The following is a 17,739-nucleotide window of genomic DNA, read 5'->3' on the forward strand; positions in this document are numbered from 1 at the left end:
GGGAGTTCCTTCCACGAGCAGGCGCAGGGGAGGCGGTGGGAGGAACAAGACTCCGGAGAATCCCCGGTTTCGGTAACCGGGGATCGTCGGGTATAAGGACCCGCGTCTAGCGGAACGGATTCTCGGTTCCGACGTCGTCACTGGTGGCGGCGTCGAGGAGTTCGGGCAAGTCAGTGCCCTCGGCGGCACGCTGATCGAGCCACCACCCGGCGCGGGTGAGGGTGCGGATCGTGTCCTCCAGGACCGCCCAGTCGGCCTCGTCCCAGCTGCCCTCGGTCACCAGCGCGCTGTATGCGGCGGTGACGAGCTGGTGGCGGGAGCGTTCGGCCCAGGCGAGGGCCTTCTCGGGTCCTTCGAGCGGAGGCATGTCGAACTGCTCGGCCCACTCGGTGGCGGCCTGCTGCTCCTCGGCGCGCTTGGCGGCCAGCCACTCGTCCTTGCCGGTGCCGTCCTCGTCGCGGGCGGCCTTCCAGCAGGCAGTGCAGTCGCGCTCCTCCAGCCAGCGGGCGAATGAGGCGCGCCGGTCGGCGGGACGGTTGGAAAGATCATGCGGGACTTCGTGTCCACATCGGTGGACGACGGTCCAGGTCTTACGGACCCCCGGGGAATTCCGTGCGATGGGCGTTACGTTCGAGGTCGGGCTGCTGGTCTGGGGCTTCAAATCGAGTGCCTTTCGTTGGCGGTTGGGGTGGTGGCCTGCGTCGTTGCGGAGGGTCGTGCATCAGATGCGCGATTCATGCGGCGGACGGAGGTGGTCTGGAGTGCTTGGCGGTGGTCTCGGGGACGCTTCCGCCTTCTGCGTCGTCTCAGCGTGTCCTGCGGATGGCGTCTGTGGCCGCCGTGGCGATGGCGACGGGAGCGCTGGAGGGCTGGGGCAGGTGCAGCAAGGTGGTCCCCGGCAAGTGGTGGGACTGGGCGGTGAGGGTGAGCTGGAGTACGGCGCAGCCGGCGGTCGTGAGCTGCTTGACGCGGGTGACGGCTTGAGCGGTTTCGTCGCTGGCGTACCGGGCGTCGGTGACGATCACGAGGAGGCGGCCGGCGCCGGGGCGGCTGAGTTCGAGGCCGTGGTCGAGTGCGTCGATGGCGTCGCCGAGGTTGTGGTGGCCGCCGTTGGCATCGAACGTCGTCACGCGCTCTGGTGCTCGGTGGGTGGGTCGGGTCAATGCGGTCAGGTGCCTGTCGTAGGCGATGGTGGCGGTAAGGGAGTCGGGGTCGGTCAGGGCTGCTGCGCGTGCCACGATCCAGGCAGCGGACGCGACGGGCGCGCAGGCGGCACGCATGGAGCCGGAGACGTCGACGGCGATACCCACACGCAGCGGTGGGGTGGGGGAGTTCCGGCGGCGGGTGTGGGTGAACGGTTCCGCGGTGGGGACCGACCCGGCCGCGCGCTGAGCGTCGCGGGCGAGGGCCGCGCGCATGTTGAGGCGGCCGGGCGGGGTGGGGCTGGTGGTCCGCTCCTCGGTCCGCTCGCGGTAGGCGGCGGCACGCAGGGCGCGGCTCAGGCGCGCGGCGGCACTCTGCTCGGCGGCGGTGGGCCTGCGGGTGCCGGTGACCGGGTTGCCGTAGGGCGCCGGTGTGCCGTCGGGGGTGACGGTGGTGCCACGGGCGTTGAAGACCGACTTGGCGGTGGCGGCGGCTTTGCGTCGCTGGCCGGCCCGCTGGGCGCGGTCCTGGGCCTGCGCCTTGGACTGCGCGGCCGTGGCGTTGGTCGCTGCGGCCTGTGCCGCGAGGTCGGCGGCGTCGGTGGCTGCCGTGCTGTCCATGACGACCCCCACGGCGCCGGACAGCAGATCGGTGAGGTTCTCCGGCACGGGCAGGGCGGGGGCGGCGGTGTCCAGAGCGTCGCACCATTTTTGGGCGTGCGCGAGCATGGTCGTGGCGTCGTGGTCGGCGCACTGGTGGGCTGCGGTCCAGATGCGGGTGAGTGTGGCCAGCAGGTCTGCGCCCAGCACCTTTTCGCACAGATCGGCGACGGCCCGGGTCTCGCCGGCGTCCAGGATGCCGACGTCACGGCGGCCGAGGACCAGGGCCGCCACGGCGGCGGCGTGCTCGATGCCCTGGAGGGTGGGGTGGGCGGTGTCGGGCATGACCAGGGTTCGGGCACTGGTGCGCAGGTACGTGCGGTCCGTGGGCCGCGTGATCAGGTGTGCGCCTTCGACGCGGCTCTCCTCCAGCAGGAGCGCGGCCTCGACGACGCGGGGGTTCGCTCCGGCAGGCTTCGTCCAGACGGAGTGGGCCGCGTGCGCGGCCTCGTGGACGAACACTCCCCAGGCGGCGGGATACCGCTCCTCGTCGCCCACGATCCGCGGATGGATCTCGTGGGGCTGGAGCGGGGCGAACAGGCCGGCGTCGAACTCGACCTCGCCCAGAGTGGGGAAGAACGCGGCCGGTGCGCCGCTGCGGGTGCCGGGGCGGCAGGTGACGAGGAGGTCTGGGCGGCCGGAGAGGGCGACCAGCCGGTCGCCGAGTTCGGCTCCCACGCGCAGCCACGCGTCCGGGGAGGAACGGGGTTGCGCGGGCGGGGCGCCGTCGTCGTCCCATCGCGCGAGGTCGGCGTCGTCGTCCGGCGTGGTGGCGGGGGACTGGACGTGGTGGTGGGCGCTCATCGCGAGCGGCCCCGGTGTGCGGAGCCGGTGCTGCCCGGGGGCTGGCGGACGGCCGAGGCGGGGAGCTGCTTGCCGAGGGTGAGGGGCGCGATCTTCTTGACGCCGGCAGCCTTGATGACGGCGGCGGCGACGGTGTCGCGATCCTCCACAGGAGCGATGCCGACGAGGTTCGCGAGCGCGGCTTTGGTGCCGAGGACGGCCTCGGTCCTCTGGTAGCTGAGCAGTTCCCGCAGTTGGGGGGCCCAGCCCAGTTCGCCGAGTTCGACTTGGTGGGCGAGGTGTCGGGCGACCCGGACCACCCGGGCATCGATCCTCAGCGCCAGGGCGAGGTCATAGTCCGTGCCGATCTGGATCTGCACGCTGAACCGGCTCGCGAGCGCCTCCGTCAACACCGCCCCGTGGACGCCGGGATTGTGGCCCGCCACCACGTAGAAGCCCGGCTCGGCCTTGATGGTCTCGCCCTTGTGGGCCTTGACCTGGATCTGCCTGCGCCCGTCCATCGCGGGATACAGCGCCGCCAGGACCTTCGGTGAGATCAAGGTGGCATCGTCGATCAGCAGGGCGCGGCCCTCGGTCATCGCGGTGACCAGCGGACCGTACTGGAAGACGTAGGCTCCCGCGTCGTCCTGTGTGTACTCGCCGATCAAGTCGCCGACCGTGGTGTCGCCGTCACCGGCGACGGTGAGCAGGTCCGGGAACGCCGCCTCGACCAGACTCGTCTTGCCGGTGCCCGGAGGGCCGTAGAGCAGCACCGGCACGTCGGCGTCGCGCAAGCGATTCAACGCCTCGACGTCGGGCAGATCGGCCAGCTCCCTCGGGTGGTAGACCTGGCCCCCCGCGCGGCGGATCGGGCCGGTCTGCCTGGGCGTGGCTGCTGCGGGAATGGTCGTGCGGGCCGTGGCCGCCTGGGCGCGGGGAGAGTGGGTGCCCGGTGGGCTGATCACAGCGGTCTGCGCGGCTGCGGCGGTTTTCGCGTTCGCGCGGAACTCCGGTTGTCCGGTTCCGCCTTGGTCGGCCTCGCCGCGTCGCACCAGGGTGAGGGCGGCGTTGCGGACGGCGCCGTGGGAGTGGCCCAGCTGCCTGGCCATGTCCCCGATGGTGAGCGTGTCCGCCGGCCGGTCGGCCAGCAGTCGGGCCACCTTGGCCCGTAGTTCGCCGCCCTTGGTGCGCGCTGGACTGGTAGGCGTTCCGGGTGTGGTCAAAACGAGGCCCCTTCAACAGGTGCGGGTGCGGGCGGGGTTGGCGATGCGCTGGAGAGGCTGGCCGCTCTCGGAGCGGATCACGGACTGTGCCGACATCGGCGACCGGGCCAACCGGGGCGTACCGTCGGCGCTCACCGGCAGACCGAGGGCTCGGTCCAGGTGCACGGGATGGCCGGCGACGAGCAGCTCGCTGGCTGCCGAGCAGGCCCGTGCGTCCGCTCCGTACCGGGTTCCGTCGCTCGGCAGGCGCAGCCTGGCGTCTCTTCGAAGCCGGCCTGGAGCAGGATCCGCCGGGCGGCGGCGTTGTAGCCGGTGGTGGTGATCTCGCCGGTGATGGTGTGCCGGATCGTCATGAACGGCTCTGCTGGTGCTTCGGGCAAGGCGGATCTCCTATCGGTGGTGACGGTGTGGGGCGCCGGTGGATTCAGGCGGTGCGGGGCCGCGTGTGGAGTTCGGTGAACTGGTCGGCGGCGAGGTCGAGCAGGTCTATCTGGCGCCGCCATGTGCGGCGGGCGGCGGTGGCCAGGACGCGGTCGATGCGCGGGTCGAGGGTGCTGACGGCGTCCAGTCCGGCGGCGCGGGCGACGGTCAGGCGCAACTCGGCCTCCAGCCAGGCCCAGTGCTCGACGGCGGGCGCCGGGACGTCATCGTCGGTAAAACCGCTCAGGTAGTTGCCTCCGGCGGAGAGGATCTCGGGCAGGGGGATCTCGTCGGAGGCCATCCAGCGGCCCTGTTCCAGCAGCGTGAGGATGGCGCAGCGCATCAGGGTCAACTCGTCGCGTTCCGGTGCGGTGCAGATCGGGCAGGCGTCGTTGTGGCAGTTCCAGGCGGGTGTGGTCGAGCGGGGCACGGCAGAAGGGCCTTTCGGGGGTGGGGAGTTGACCTCGGTGGGACGCCGGGTCAGTGTCGTGGTCGCCGCGTGGTCTCGGCGGGCGAGGGCTGCGCGGTCATGGCGGTCTTCGCGCGGCGCGGCGGCGTGGATGCGGAGTCCGGGGCGGGGCGCAGGCCGGGGCCGAGGTCGACGGTGTAGCGGGCGGCGGTGAGCATCTCGGCCGCCCAGGCGGCGCGTTCGTTCTCCCACCGGCGGCCCAGGTCGAACGGCAGGCGGATCCAGACGCCGCGCAGCGTGGGATAGGTGTCGAATCCGGCACGGGCCAGGACGCCCGCGGCGAAGGCGTCGACCGGACCGTCGACTTCGACCTCGCCGCCCGGGCCGCGGGTGATGCGGATTGCTGCCTCGCTCATCGGCCCCGCCCTCCTCCGGCTGCCCGGGCTCGGCCGCCCCCGGGCACGGCGGCGGTCTGCGGCGTGACCTCGGGGAGGGGCGTGGCCGGGGCGGCAGGGTTCCGCGGGGAGCGGGTGGCCGCGGCCTGCGCGATACGGGCGCGGTGCTCCAACAGGCCGTTGTTCACGCCTGGTTGGGGCGGGCCCGGCGTCCGGGCAGGGGTGAGGGCGGCGGCGGTGTGCACCCGGTAGCCGAGGCGGCGCAGATCCTGCGCGGCCTGGCGGGTACGGCGCAGGCCGTCGTGGTGCGGATGGATGAGCCGGTAGCGGCCCGAGGCACCGGGGATGGGCTCGAACTGCTCGCGGGTGAGGAGCCAGTCGGCCAGGTGGCCGGGGACCTGGGGGTCGGCTTCGGCGACGTAGCCGTGCTCGGGATGGGAAGTGAGGCGGAAGTGTTCGGACAGAGACGAATCCTTATCGGTACGTTCAGCGGTGCGCCGAGGCGGCCGGCGGCGTGGGCGGCGGCGCTGGGCGGGCGGTGAGCACATGCGGACTGGCCGCGGACAGGGCTGCCGGGCCGCCTGGTACGGCAGCGCGGGCCTGACGCTCGAACGTTCCGCCGTCGGCGAGCCACGTCTCGATCGCGGGCAGGACGGCGAGGCCGAGCCGGCCCCGGACCCGGCTCCATTCGTGGGTCGGCAGCGTCCGGGGGATCGCGTACAGGTCGCGCCGTGTGTCGTTCCACTTGTTCCAGGCGTCCTGGCTGTGGGCGAGTGCTTCGCGCAGGCGGGTCAGCGTGGCGGCGTCCTGGGGCCAGGGGGTGGCCGTGGGACGGCACCGGGCCAGCAGGAGAGGTGCGTGGTCGAGTACATCGGTGAAGGAGAGCCAGGCCCTGTTGGCGAAGTCCCGTTCCATTCCGGCGATCAGGCGGGAGTCGCCGAGCGGGACGCCGTCGCTGTACCGGCCGGAGTCCTTGACCGCCTGGAGGGTCTGGTGTTCTTCCCGGATACGTTCCAGCGATCTCAGGACGGTGTTCACATCCCGGTGGTGCAGGGCGCGGCGGTAGGCGGGCAAGAACGTGTGGGTGACGGCGTGCGCGGCCAGTTGGGGATCGGCGGGCAGCACGATGCTGGGTGGCGTGGTGGGGTCATCGTGCGGGTCCTCCTTCTCGTGCTCGGTGAGCGCTCCGAGGAGGTAGCCGCTGCGGTGACCAGGGCGCTCGATCAGCAGCAGCTCGGTACCGGTGTCGTTCTTCAGCACGGACGCGAACGGGACGCGATGCTCCACGAGGGCGCGGTAGAGGTCGCCGGCCTCCCACAGCGCAGGCCAGAGGTCTTCCTGCCACAGAGGGTGGCTGTAGATCTCCAGTCGGGCGCTCCACGCGCCGGGGAGGCAGGCCGCGATCTCGGTGCCGATGTCGCCGAGGTAGGGCCGGGGGCTGGGGGTGATAGTGGCGCCGTGCTTGTGGGCGTGATGCACCAGGACACTGGCGGTGTACCGGGCGGCCCGCGCGTCGGTCAGCGGGGAGACGAACACCCCGTTGGACAGGCGGCGGAATCCAGCGTCGTTCAGAGCGCGGTGAGCCTGTTGGTACTCCTCGCCGGACGCGATGGCGACAAGGCCCAGGGCACGGCTGGTGGTGAGGGTGATCTCGGCGGAGGGGGTGGGCATCAAGGTCCTGGCGGGTCGAGCCCACGGGCGTGTTCGTCCAGGCGGACGGGGCTCAGCGGGACTTCGGGGTGCGCTTGGGCTCGGGGCTGCGCGGCGGTTCGGCGTGCGAAGGCTGCGCCGAGGGGGGACGGGCCGGCGACGGGACGCGTTCGATGGTCACCAGGGGGACGACAGCTTTGGGGAACGGGAGAGCTGTGGAGCGCAGAGTGGGCCGAGGGTCCAGGGTGTCGGCGACGACCGCGTGCATGAGGAAGGCCGGCGTCTTCTCCGTGAACGAGATGTCCCACAGGTGACCGAGACTGTTCGGGGAGGCGGCCAGGTGCCAGGTGATGGATGCGTCTCCGTGGATCGGCGGCGCGGGTGAGTCCGGAGGTCGGCCAACCACGGCGGCGTGCCCGTCGTGCGAGATGAATCCGGAGAGCCCGAAGTCGTCGAAGTAGCTCCAGGAGTCGATGTCAACGTACAGCTCAAACAGGCCCGGCTCGGCGCCGATGCCGTAGACGACGTGATCCGGGTCGGCGGCCAGTTCAGCTGCCAGGGTGCCGATGAGCGTGGAGACGAACTCGATTGGCACATTGCCGTTGATGGTCGTCCGCCAGCGCTCCGGCGCTTGTGCGTCGGTGCGGGCCGAGATCACCAGATGCGCGTCTCGCCCCACGGCTGTCTGGTCATGGCGGATCGTGATGCGCCGGCACGGGCTCGTGACGGTCAACGACGAGTCGTCGGTGTGCACGCTCCACGCGGAGTCCTCGGCGAAGACGTCCAGGAGCAGGTGGTGGTCGCTGGGGAGACTGGCGGCCAGATAGCGGGGAGAGATGAGGACCTTCTCCCGGGGCCTGTCCTGGGCGGGGTCGTTGGGCATGGGCTTTTCCGATGGGATGGATGGGGGAGCGGGGCGCGACGAAGGCGGGTGCCCAACTACGGGGTGGCGGAGGCCGCATCGCGAGGAGAAAGCGACGCGGCGCGCAGGCTGGCGCCGAACCGGTGGGCGAAGACCCGTGCCTTCGCCTCCAACTCGTCGTACGAGACCTGTGCGGTCATCTGCCCGGCGTGCTTGCGGTACCGGTAGACCGGAACGGGCAGCAGGATTCCCGGGGCGAGGCAGGTGATCGCGAGGGCGCAGTAGTCCTCGCCCTGCACCAACCCGCCCATCGGGGCCGCGCGCACCAGGCCGGTCCGGGCCAGGATGGTGGTGGGGCCGAGCGGGATGGTGTCGGCCGGGTCCTTCCAGTACGTCCACACGTCCCCGGCTTCGTGCCGGCCCGGTGGCGTCGGGCACCGCCACAGGGCGGTGGCGCCGTCGGCGTAAAGGTCCTGGCTGTATCCGGCGCACCAGCCGACCCCGGTCTCCTCCAGGGTGTGCAGGCGCAGCGCCATGGCGTGGTCGGTGAACTCGTCATCGTCGTCGGCCCAGTTGACGTACTCGGTGCGCACCTCGTTGAGCGCCAGATTTCGGGCGCAGGCCGCGCCGACCGGGCGCGGAAGGGCGAGGACGCGGACGCGGGGGTCGGCGGCGAGGGCGGCGGGAAGCCGGGCGGGATCGGCGCCGTCGAGGGCGACGACGGCCTCCCACGGGACACTCTGCCGGCACAGGCTGGCATGCATGGACACGAGGAACGCCAGCCGTTCCGGGCGGAGTTGGGTGGCGATGACCACGGTGATCTTCGGGCGGGGGCGCGGTGACAGAGGTTTCTCCGGACAGGCGGCGGATCGGTGCAGAGCAGCCGGGGCTATCGGCGGGCGGCCCTACGGGGCGCTGACGTCGGCCCGATGACGGGCACGGTGGTGGACAAGTGGGGCATGAAGCGCGGCGGGACGATCGGGGCCCGGGAATCCGGATGCCAGGCGCCCGGATCGGCACCGATGACACCGCGCGGGTCGGTGTCCCAGGCGACGACGGGGCCACGGTCGTACGCCCGCAGGGCGATCACTTCGATGCCGTGCTCGTGCAGGACGTAGGCCCAGTCCAGGTCGTCGGTGCCGTCCTGGGTGATCAGTTCGCGTTCGGCCGGGGTGCCGTCGGTGCCGTACACGTTGGTGAGTTGGCGGCTGGAGTACTCCTGGCCTCCGGTCAGGGAGCGGCGCAGGGCGGCGGGGGTGCCGTCGAGGAGGTCCGTGCCCAGTTCGTCCCAGCCGTGGTGGACCTCGTCGATCAGGTGCCGGGCCATCGCCTCCAGGTCACCGGCGAACCGGTGCTGGTAGGCGGCCAGGAGCAGCGGGAGTTTGCTGTCGGGGTAGCCGTCGAAGTGGACGTACATGCCGGCGTACCCGTCGGCGGTGGGGCGGGCGATGACCGCACGGGTGGACAGATCAGTCTCCTGGGGGTGGGGCGGGTCAGTGCGAGCGGGCGCGCGGCGCCCAAGCCGTGGTGGGGGTAGGTGCGGCGGTCCGCGCGGTGGTCTGGGGCGGTGTGGTGGCCGGGATCGGCTGGCCGGGCTTCCACAGGCCGGGGGTGCCGCGGAGCCGGACGCGGGCGTCGGCGGTCCACGCGACGAGGGGACCGCGTTCTGTGCCGGGTGCGCTGATCACTTCGATGCCGAGCGGGTGCAGGACGTATCCCCAGTTCAGGCGGGACGCCGTCCGCTCCGTGTAGATCAGCGGTGCCCCGGTCGGCCGGGCCGGGTAGCGCTTGCCGGGCGCGTCGCGGCCGGCGGCGAGGTGCTCGCGCAGGGCGTCGGGTGCGCCGTCGAGGAGGTCGGTGCCGAGGAAGGACCAGCCTTGTGGCGCGTCGTCGATGAGGTAGGCGGCCAGGGTCTTGGTGTCGCCGGCGAACCGGTGCTGGTGGGCGGCGAGCAGCAGCGGCAGGTGATGGCTGGGGTAGCCGTCCCAGTAGACGTACGTCCCGGCGTAGCCCGTGGGGGTGGGACGGGCGATGAAAGAGCGGGTGGCCAGCGTTGCTCCAAGCTCGTGTGGACGATGGGTGGTTCAGGGACGGCGGCGTGCGGGCCGGGTACCGCTGTCGGCAGCCCAGCGGTGCTGCTCGACCACCACGGGCGTCGGTGCGGGCATGGTGCTGGACGGGGCGTCGGCGACGGGTGTGGTGACGGCGGTGAGCGCGCGCTGGAGGCTGCGCAGGGCGGCGGCGTGGCCGAGCATGACGTTCAGCGAACTCTCGGCCGGGGCGGCGGTGCCGGGGCGGGGCGCGAGCCGGTGAATGTCGGCGAGACCGGTCACGGCCGTACTCAGGTGCGCGGCTGTGCGGTTGGTGTGTTCGAGTGCGGTGGCCAGCTGGACGAGGTAGGCGCGTCCCGTGTCGGTGGTGGCGAGGGGACTGTCGGACGACCGGAGTATCTCGCCCAGGAGGCCGGAGGCGATGTTGTACACGGAGACGAGCTGATGCAGCAGGGGAGCGAGGGCCGACTGGGAACTGCCGGTCCGGGGCGCGGTCAGGTCGGCAGCGGTCTGCTGAATGCGACGCTGCCAGGTGGCGAGCTGGGCGTGGACGACGGCGTCGTCGCCGGCACTCACCGCCGCCGCCCCGGGCGCGGGGCCGCGCGCGGCAGCCGCGGGTGGGAGCGCGGACCATCGCCGGAGTGCACGACGATGCGGAAGTCCCGACGCCGCAGGCGCTGCAGGCTCTTGACCAGCTGCCGCTTGGCCTCCTTGGTACTGAGGGTGTCGGGCAGGTGGCATTCGCCGGTGGCCGGGTCGAGGAGGAAACCGCCGTACGCGAGGAGTTCGGTGAAGACGGGGATGTAACCGCTGCGGATCCGGTGACGCCGCCGGTCGTCGCGGGTGACGTGGACCTGGAGGTGGCCGGGGCTGCTGCGCCGGATCGGGATGGATGACGCGAGGCGGTAGTCGGTCACCAGTCGACGGTGCAGCTCGGCCGCGGCCCGGACGGGGTCGGCGGACACGGCGATACCGCGCGGGGCCCGCAGCCCCTGGACGTGCTCGTGGCTGGTGTTGGCGGGCAGCATCGGTAGCACCACGAACTGGTGCGGCCGGTAGGGGCGAGGCATGACGTACAGCTGCAGGCCGAAGTGGTGGGTGAGCACGCTGCGCGAGACGCTGTCCGTTTCGAACGCGCCGTGGGCAAGGGGTCCGCTGTCCCAGATCCGGTCGCTGGCCGGATCGGCGGCGATGGGGACGGGGGTCGGGTCGGGCTCCCAGCCGGGCAGGCGGTCGGCGAGCGCTCGGGTGAACTCGCTTATGTGCAAGGGCAGTTCCTCAGTGGGACGGTTCAGGTAGTGGCCGTGGCCAGCAGTGGCGGGAGTACGGCTCCGCTGGTGCGCAGCGATGGGCCGATGGCCCAGAGACGTGCGGGTCAGCGGGTCCGGGAAGGGGAGGCTGATGGTGTCGGCGGGGCCGGGACGATCGCTGGTGGTGGCGTACGGGTATCGGCGTTGGCCCGCAAGCCCCGTGCGGCGCGGGCGAGTTGGCTGCGGCTCTCACCGAGGCGGTCCAGGAGGCTGCGGTGGACGGCGGTGATGGCCCGGGCGCGGTCGGGGCCGGGGTTGGGGCGCCGGCGGGTGAGGTCGGTGAGGCGCGCGAGGTGGTGCACGGCGGCGCCGAGTGCGGCGAGGGCGGCACCGGCCGGCTCGGCGGCCTCGGCGAGCGCGAGGGTGACGCGGCGGTGGACGGCCGTGGTCTGATCGGGGTAGTAGGCGGCGGCCCGGTGGCGGGAGGCGTGTTGCCCGGTCAGATAGCCGAGCAGGCGGGCCAGGTTGCGGACTTCGTCGTCGAGGATCTCGCTCAGCGCCGGATCCGCGCTGACCTGCTCAGGGAGGGGAAGGTGGTCGGCGACCGTGTTGAACCGGTCGGCCAGATTGTGCAGCAGCACCCGCTGGTCGAGGTCCGACGGAAACACCTCCGGGACACGCGGACCCACGTGGCTACCGCCGCTGGGCCGCGGGGGCGGCTGAAGCCGTGAGCGGGCGGGCCGGGGTCACGCTGGGGGCGGACGGGGCGGCGTTGCGGAAGTCGACGCCGATGCCCTGGGCCGTGAGCAGCCGGACCGCGGCGTGGAGGAACAGGGCCCGCTCGGCGCGGCTGTAGGAAGCGGGCAGGGCGAACGCCGCCTCGTGCGGCCGGTACTGGAAATGGCAGATGTAGAGCACATCACGGGCGTCCTCGGGCACCGACGTGTACGGTGCGCCCACCACGCCGTCCGGATACCAGACCAGCGTGAGGGTCTGGGCATGCTCGGGTGCGGGCTGGCGGTGCGGTGGCTCCGGCTGGACGCGCGCGTTGTGGCGGACCGCGTCGAGGGCCGCCTCGTAGCGGGGCAGGACACGGCGGGCGACATCGGCGGCGGCACGCAGCGGATCGCCGGGCACGACGATGCCGTTGGGCTCCTCCACCGGTGAGACCTGGTGGGGTTTGAAACCGGTGGGGTGCATCGGGGTGACGAGGAACTCGCCGCCGCGTCCCACAGGCCGTTTGAAGACGCACAGTTGCCGACGGTCGGGTCCGTCGAGGAGGACGTGGAGCATGCGGTCGTACCCCGCGGCCCAGTTGACATACATGTTGTCCCACACCCGGGTGATGAGGGAACAGCTGTCGTCGTCGACTTGCGGGGGAGTGCTGGTCCAGGTGCCGGGCAGGCGGGCGGCGAGGGCGGTGGCGAAGGCGAACAGTTCGTCGTGAGCGGTGGGCATGGTTCCTGACGTGCGCGTCGGCTGGTGGATGTGTCGGAGGTTCAGCGCCGTGGGCCGCCGGGCCCGGGTTGCGGTCCGGGCGGGGCCGGGGGCGTGCCGGGAGCGGTGCGGACCTGCTGCGTGAGCGCGTCGAGGTCCGGGGGCGGGTCGTAGTGCGCGCGAAGGGCCTTTACGTCGGCTTCGGTCGCCATGGCGATGGCGGAGGCGATGCTGCTGGCGGCGCCGCGCAGCAGCCAGGGAGGTGACTCGGGTTCGGCTCCGCGGTTTTGGCCCTTCCACTTGGCGGTGGCGGCCAGGTACTCGATGACCTCGTTGAGGAAGGGGGCGACCGCGTCCAGCAGGGTGTTGAGGACGGTACTGAACTCGGCCGGTGTGTCGGCCGCGTCCAGCGCCCGGCGGAGATGGCTCAGGTCCGGGGCGGGAAAGGGCTCGGCGGGTAGCACGTGATGAGTGCGGAAGTCGGCCGCGTCGCGATCGGCCCAGCGGTACAGGTCGCCTCTGGTAGCGGATCGGGTGTGGTAGGCGCGGATCTGCTCGGCGCTCCGGCCGACGTTGTCGTACAGCTCGAAATTGGGGTCTTGCAGGGGAACTCCAGGTCAGCGGAGGCGGCGCGGTGCGGGGCCGGACGCCGGGGCCGGGTCCGCCAGGGGCGTGTGCCGGAGCCGGGGCGGGCTCGTGCACTGGCGGAGACCGAGGGCGAGGGCTGCTTCCAGGGTGGGGGCGAAGGTCAGTCCGGCGCGGCGCAGGGTGTGGGCGGAGTCGAGGCCGCCGGAGTGCAGAACGGCCCAGGCGCCGACGGCGTGGGCGGCACGGGCGTCGTCCACGCTGTCGCCGATGACGAGGACCGGCCGGGAGCGCAGAGAGTCCGGCAGGGCGGCGAGATGGTCGGCAAGAACAGCTGCCTTGGTGCCGTCACGACCGCGTCGGCCGTCGATCCGGCTGAAATGGGCGGTGATGGCCAGCCGGTCGGTCTCCTCGACGAGCAGGTCATGCGGATACAGCGACAGGAGCGACTGGCTGTGCCCCAACTCCGTTACCTGGCAAAGGAGTTGTTCGGCTTCAGGGTGGAGGCGGGGCGGCCGTGAACGCAGGAACACCGCGAAGTCGGCCTGAGCCTGCGCCCATTCGCCATTGGTCACCGGGCGGTTCAGCAGCCGGTCGTAGAAGGCGCGGATGGGAACGGTGTGTTGGGCCTGGTAGGTGGCCAGGTCGATGGACGCCGCCTGCAGTCCCGCGAGGGTGTGGTTGACCGCGTCGAGGAGGTCTCCGACATCGTCCTTGAGGGTGCCGTTCCAGTCCCACACGATATGGACGTACGGCGGCGTCTGCGGGAGATGGACTGTGGTCCGGTGCGTCATCGGCTCACCGGAGGGTGCGGGGACGTCCCGGCGGCCGGCGGCGCCGGAACCCGGACCTCGGGGATGAAGCGTCGCCTCTGGGCTTCGCGTTCGGCGGCCTGCGCGATGAGGGCATCGTGGTCGGCCTGGCACTGCTTGTACTCGGCCCAGTCTGCGTCGCTGAAATGGGCGGGGCGGTTCAGGGGACTCCTGGAGGTGGTGATGCCGGCTCGGATCTTCGTCCGGGGGCTAGCGGTGGCGACCGCTCGGCCTGGGCGGTGGGAGCGCGGGGTGTTGCCGAGGGGTGAGCGTTGAGAGGAAGCGCTGGAAGTCGAGGTGGTCGTCGAGTTCCTTGGCCGCGCCGCGGAGGGAATCCGACGTGCGCAGCAGGAAGTCGCGCGCCGAGGCATGGCCGATGACCATGCGCCATTTCACGTAGCGCTGGTCGGTCGGGCTGGAGGAACGCTGCAGGCCGAGGGCGGCCTCCGACGCCTCCAAGAAGTACGCGGTCGCGCGGACCGACAGGGTGCTCGCCATCGCGAGGTGGGCCAGGGTGGCGCGGCCTGCACGGTTTGTGCTGTGGAGACTCGCGGCGAACTCGCCCGTGAGGCGGAGAACGTCGCGGGAGAGATCCTGCGCGCTGGTCGCGTGCCCGAGCAGCTCGGTGTAGGAGGGCTTGTCCGGCACGTGACCGCTCTCGTCCAGCAGCTGCCACTGCTGGGCGTAGTCGTTGAACGTGGCCTTCATCGCATTGAGCGCGCCGATGAGGCGGAGCGTGTCGTCGGGGGGTATCAGTTCGCGCTGGCCGTCGGATTTCATGAGCCTCTTGCGGTGTCTCTACTGCTGGGAGTTCCGTGTCTCCGGGGCGGGACGGAGCGGATCAACAGGAGTCAGCGGCGGCGTACCGTCGGAGCCGCAGGTGCTCCGGTGCGCGGGCCGGCAGCGGGCCCGACGGACTTGGGTGTGGCGGTGGACGCGGTCACAGGCGGTTGGGAGGCGGCCTGTTGAGGGCGTTCGTTCTGGGACCGCCGGGCCGATTCGATCGTCAGCGATTCCGGCAGGAGGCGGGCGTCTTCGATCAGTTCTTCCAAGCGGATCGTCCACGACTCCAGCTCTCCTGCGGAGTCGAGTGCGCCGCGGTCATGGCACCAGGCGGCTGCGCTCTCCAGGAAGAGGTGCATCTGGGCGAACGCGCCGTGAGTCTCATCGACGGTGTGCTCGTACACCTCGGTGAATTGATCAACATCAGGGGCGGCTTGGAGAGCGTCCGTCGCAGCGCGGACGGAGACGCCGGAGTCCGGCGGCTGTACGTAGCGTTCGGGCTGGATAGCGACCGCCGGCGTCGGGGCCTTTTCTGGAAGCCACCGAGGTACGCGGCGTGAGCCTTCGTACTCGTAGTAGTCCGGCTTGGAACTGGTTATGTGCGCTTCCGTTCGTTGGGATTGGGGCCGCGCCGTTCGAGAACTCGGCGCTGTTTCAGTGCATGCGGGCGTCGGTGTCGAACAACTCCAGTTCCTGCCGGTGGAGTTGATGTTGGACGATGAACGATCGCCCGGCGACCTTCCACAGTCCTCGGCCGCGGTTGAGGTGGGAGATCGCACTCGTCTCGACTGACGTGAGTCCCAACAGGCTTGCTGCATCGCGGAGTTGGTCTGTCTCCTGGCGGTAGACGATGCGGGTGGAGCAGTCGGCCAGCAGGCCCTCGGCCAAGGCGCGTCCGCGGGAGCCGGCGTCGCCGGCGGTGAGCAGGTCGGACAGGCGGTGGATCACCATCAGGTTGGCGATGCCCAGGCCGCGGCTGAGTTTCCACTGCGACTGCATGCGCTGGAGCAGGCCGGGGTGGCGCATCAGGCGCCAGGCTTCGTCGTAGACGATCCAGCGTCGGCCGCCGTTGGGGTCGGTGAGTGCGGATTCCATCCACGCGGACGCGCAGGTCATGGCGAGGACGAGGGCGGTGTCGTCGCCGGATCCGCCCAGGCGCGACAAGTCGATGGTGAGCATCGGCGAGTTGGGGTCGAAGATGAAGGTGCTCGGGGCGTCGAACATCCCGGCGAGGTCGCCGTGGACGAGGCGGCGCATGGCGTGGGCGAGGTCGCGGGAGGCGTCGCCGAGGCGGCCGGACATGATGCCGCCGGCCACGTCGAGTTCGTCGGGGTTGTTGAGGGTGACGGCGATGTCGCCGAGCAGCGGGGTGCGGCCGGTGGCGGCGGCGCGGGTGACGACGGCGTCCAGGGCGACGTCGAGTCCGGTGTGCTCCATCGGCAGCAGGTCCCGCCCGAGGACGGTGCGGGCCAGTGAGCCGAGGAGCAGCAGGCGGCGTTTGCGGATCTCGCCCGCCCAGTCGGCCTCCGAGACGCTGTCGGGCCGCGGCGCTGCGTCCAGGGGGTTGAGCTTTCCGGGCAGGCCCGGCCCGAGCGCGATGGAGGTGCCGCCCAGCGCCTGGGCCACGGGCGTCCATTCGCCCTTGGGGTCACACGGTACGTAGACCCGGTAGCCGAAGGCGATCGACCGCAGCGCGAAGGACTTGGCCAGGGCCGACTTGCCCTGTCCGATCACCCCGGCCAACAGGACGTTCGGGTTGGTGAAGCCTTCGATCTTGCCGTACAGGGCGAACGGGTCGAAGCAGAAGCTGGCTTCGGCGTGGACGTCGCGGCCGATGTAGATGCCCTCGGCGCCGAGACCGCCTTCGGCGAGGAAGGGGTAAGCGCCGGACACGGTGGCGGTGGTCATGCGGTGGGCGGGCAGCTTGAGCCTGTTGTGGCGGGAGGACGCGGGGCCGGGCCGCCCGGTGGGCGGGAAGAGGGGCGGCGGCATCTCCCGTTCCTCCACACCGGCACCGTGGGCGGGAGCGGCTGCTTCAGCGCGGGCCTTCGCGGCGGCTTCGGCCAGCTTGCGGCGGGCGGCTCTGCGGGAGGCGCGGTCGGCATGGCGCGGAGTGAACAGGGGGCTGGCGCTGGCGCGCCGGGCGCGGCGCGCGGGCCGGTGGCTCATGACGGGGCGGCTTTCACGGGACGGCGGTCTGGACCCGGTGCGGGGGTCAGACGACCGGCGAGGCGGTGAACAGAATCGGGCTGCGGTAGCTCTTGCCGTCGCCGCTCCAGTCCAGCTGGATGTAGCCGTCGGCGAGGTAACGGCCCGACCCCGCACGGTACTTGAGGGTGCCGGTCGCATAGGACCCGTTGCCGTTGGCGCTGCTGTGTTCGAGCGCGTGCTCCAGGCCGGTGTAGGCAGATGTCGTCATGACCGGGTCCGTGCCGCGGACGCTGTGCTTGGTCTGGAGCTGGAACTTGGCCTTGTTGAAGGTGTAGGTGCTGTGCTGGGCCGCCGAATAGGGGCCGTCCCAGTACACGGTCGCGGTGGTGTAGATGTAGCCGCCGGACCGCTTGGCGCACAGGGACACGTCGAAGTCCCAGTTGTCGGAGTCGGGACCGTGGTAGCTCGGGTCGTCGACCGTGGCGCTGCTGGTCTTGCAGTGGTAACTGGCGGCGGACGCCGGCGCGGCGGTCAGGGCGGCGGTACCGGCGAGCGCGGCGAGGACGACGGCGGCGGAGGTGGAGCGCTTCAGGGCGCGCATTCAGGGCCTTTCGGTGGTGCGGGGCTAGCGGCTGCAGGTGGTGGTGTGGCCGTGCAGCGGGGTGTTGAGGTCGCGCGGGGTGGTCTTGCGGCGGATCACGTGGCCCGCGGCGAGGTGGCGCTGGCAGATGGTCAGGACAGGTGGCCCCTCGGGCAGCCGCTCGGGGTGGCACTCCGTGTCCGTCGGTGTCTCGTCCGCGACGGGAAGGAGGTGGAAGGCGTCGTGCACCGCGGCGGCGGACTGGAACAGCCGGGTGTGCGCGGTGGCGAGGTGCCGCCCGGCGGCGGGATGCGGCGGCCGGGTGGATTCGGCGAGCTGGTCGAGCAGGTGGTGCAGCGCGGTCAGATGGGCGTGCAGCACGTCGAGGTGCACGCGGTCCGCGGGTGATGCGGTGTGCTCGGCGTGTGGGGTGAGGGTGCGGGCGTGGTGGCGGATACCGGCGCTGGCGGCCCGCAGGTACGGGTGCGCGTCGCCGACGGGAAGACCAGAGGTCACAGGGGGAGAGTTCCTTCCTGCCGGGGCGGC

General features: G+C 71.6%; 23 protein-coding genes. All 23 read right to left on the reverse strand.

The genetic code is table 11. The features are described from left to right. Positions 1–106: 106 nt before the first annotated feature. On the reverse strand, positions 107–661 hold the full coding sequence (locus OH768_RS47810) for a hypothetical protein (RefSeq protein ID WP_406463333.1): 555 nt from the start codon (positions 659–661) through the stop codon (positions 107–109). Between the two features lie 145 nt (positions 662–806). Further along, on the reverse strand, positions 807–2,606 hold the full coding sequence (locus OH768_RS47815; protein WP_406463335.1) for a hypothetical protein: 1,800 nt from the start codon (positions 2,604–2,606) through the stop codon (positions 807–809). Further along, a complete protein-coding gene (locus OH768_RS47820; protein ID WP_406465731.1) occupies positions 2,603–3,745 on the reverse strand; it encodes an AAA family ATPase in 1,143 nt (380 codons plus the stop codon). Before OH768_RS47820 ends, OH768_RS47815 begins: the two co-directional genes overlap by 4 nt. A gap of 194 nt (positions 3,746–3,939) precedes the next feature. Continuing rightward, positions 3,940–4,161: a hypothetical protein gene (locus tag OH768_RS47825; RefSeq protein ID WP_406465732.1), complete on the reverse strand. Its 222-nt coding sequence runs from the start codon at positions 4,159–4,161 to the stop codon at positions 3,940–3,942. A gap of 71 nt (positions 4,162–4,232) precedes the next feature. Next, a complete protein-coding gene (locus tag OH768_RS47830) occupies positions 4,233–4,658 on the reverse strand; it encodes a hypothetical protein (RefSeq protein WP_266863644.1) in 426 nt (141 codons plus the stop codon). Between the two features lie 50 nt (positions 4,659–4,708). Continuing rightward, on the reverse strand, positions 4,709–5,053 hold the full coding sequence (locus tag OH768_RS47835; protein ID WP_406463336.1) for a hypothetical protein: 345 nt from the start codon (positions 5,051–5,053) through the stop codon (positions 4,709–4,711). After that, a complete protein-coding gene (locus OH768_RS47840; protein ID WP_406463337.1) occupies positions 5,050–5,580 on the reverse strand; it encodes a hypothetical protein in 531 nt (176 codons plus the stop codon). The genes OH768_RS47835 and OH768_RS47840 overlap by 4 nt, the downstream gene beginning before the upstream one ends. Beyond that, the gene (locus tag OH768_RS47845) at positions 5,519–6,703 is read right to left on the reverse strand and encodes a hypothetical protein (protein WP_406463338.1); all 1,185 of its coding nucleotides are present in this window, start codon (positions 6,701–6,703) and stop codon (positions 5,519–5,521) included. Before OH768_RS47845 ends, OH768_RS47840 begins: the two co-directional genes overlap by 62 nt. Before the next feature lie 52 nt (positions 6,704–6,755). Next, the gene (locus OH768_RS47850; RefSeq protein ID WP_406463339.1) at positions 6,756–7,565 is read right to left on the reverse strand and encodes a DUF317 domain-containing protein; all 810 of its coding nucleotides are present in this window, start codon (positions 7,563–7,565) and stop codon (positions 6,756–6,758) included. A gap of 56 nt (positions 7,566–7,621) precedes the next feature. Continuing rightward, positions 7,622–8,359: a glycosyltransferase family 2 protein gene (locus tag OH768_RS47855; RefSeq protein ID WP_406463340.1), complete on the reverse strand. Its 738-nt coding sequence runs from the start codon at positions 8,357–8,359 to the stop codon at positions 7,622–7,624. A gap of 74 nt (positions 8,360–8,433) precedes the next feature. Further along, entirely contained in the window at positions 8,434–8,961 is a 528-nt protein-coding gene (locus tag OH768_RS47860; RefSeq protein WP_406463342.1) for a hypothetical protein, read from the reverse strand. 76 nt (positions 8,962–9,037) lie between these two features. Continuing rightward, complete coding sequence (locus tag OH768_RS47865; RefSeq protein WP_406463343.1) at positions 9,038–9,232, reverse strand: hypothetical protein; 195 nt, start codon at positions 9,230–9,232, stop codon at positions 9,038–9,040. Positions 9,233–9,628: 396 nt separating this feature from the next. Next, positions 9,629–10,171 carry a hypothetical protein gene (locus OH768_RS47870; protein ID WP_406463345.1) on the reverse strand — a complete coding sequence of 181 codons (543 nt, stop codon included), beginning with the start codon at positions 10,169–10,171 and terminating at the stop codon, positions 9,629–9,631. Beyond that, positions 10,168–10,863, reverse strand: coding sequence for a hypothetical protein (locus tag OH768_RS47875; RefSeq protein WP_406463346.1), 696 nt, complete (start codon positions 10,861–10,863; stop codon positions 10,168–10,170). The genes OH768_RS47870 and OH768_RS47875 overlap by 4 nt, the downstream gene beginning before the upstream one ends. 107 nt (positions 10,864–10,970) lie before the next feature. After that, on the reverse strand, positions 10,971–11,534 hold the full coding sequence (locus tag OH768_RS47880) for a hypothetical protein (protein ID WP_406463348.1): 564 nt from the start codon (positions 11,532–11,534) through the stop codon (positions 10,971–10,973). A 4-nt stretch (positions 11,535–11,538) separates the two neighbouring features. Next, entirely contained in the window at positions 11,539–12,303 is a 765-nt protein-coding gene (locus tag OH768_RS47885; protein WP_406463349.1) for a hypothetical protein, read from the reverse strand. A 41-nt stretch (positions 12,304–12,344) separates the two neighbouring features. After that, entirely contained in the window at positions 12,345–12,746 is a 402-nt protein-coding gene (locus OH768_RS47890) for a hypothetical protein (RefSeq protein WP_406463350.1), read from the reverse strand. Between the two features lie 153 nt (positions 12,747–12,899). Continuing rightward, on the reverse strand, positions 12,900–13,661 hold the full coding sequence (locus OH768_RS47895; protein WP_406463351.1) for an HAD family hydrolase: 762 nt from the start codon (positions 13,659–13,661) through the stop codon (positions 12,900–12,902). A 228-nt stretch (positions 13,662–13,889) separates the two neighbouring features. Beyond that, positions 13,890–14,459 (reverse strand): hypothetical protein, encoded by a 570-nt coding sequence (locus OH768_RS47900; protein ID WP_406463352.1) that lies wholly within the window; start codon positions 14,457–14,459, stop codon positions 13,890–13,892. A gap of 71 nt (positions 14,460–14,530) precedes the next feature. Next, positions 14,531–14,866, reverse strand: a complete 336-nt coding sequence (locus OH768_RS47905) for a hypothetical protein (protein ID WP_406463353.1) — start codon at positions 14,864–14,866, stop codon at positions 14,531–14,533. Between the two features lie 250 nt (positions 14,867–15,116). Beyond that, a complete protein-coding gene (locus OH768_RS47910) occupies positions 15,117–16,631 on the reverse strand; it encodes a VirB4 family type IV secretion system protein (protein WP_406463355.1) in 1,515 nt (504 codons plus the stop codon). Between the two features lie 46 nt (positions 16,632–16,677). Beyond that, entirely contained in the window at positions 16,678–17,214 is a 537-nt protein-coding gene (locus OH768_RS47915; RefSeq protein WP_406463356.1) for a hypothetical protein, read from the reverse strand. Positions 17,215–17,238: 24 nt separating this feature from the next. Continuing rightward, entirely contained in the window at positions 17,239–17,709 is a 471-nt protein-coding gene (locus tag OH768_RS47920) for a DUF6238 family protein (protein ID WP_406463357.1), read from the reverse strand. Between the last annotated feature and the right edge of the window lie 30 nt (positions 17,710–17,739).

Origin of the sequence: Streptomyces sp. NBC_01622, from assembly GCF_045209635.1 — a bacterium.
In the GTDB taxonomy this organism is placed as follows: domain Bacteria; phylum Actinomycetota; class Actinomycetes; order Streptomycetales; family Streptomycetaceae; genus Streptomyces.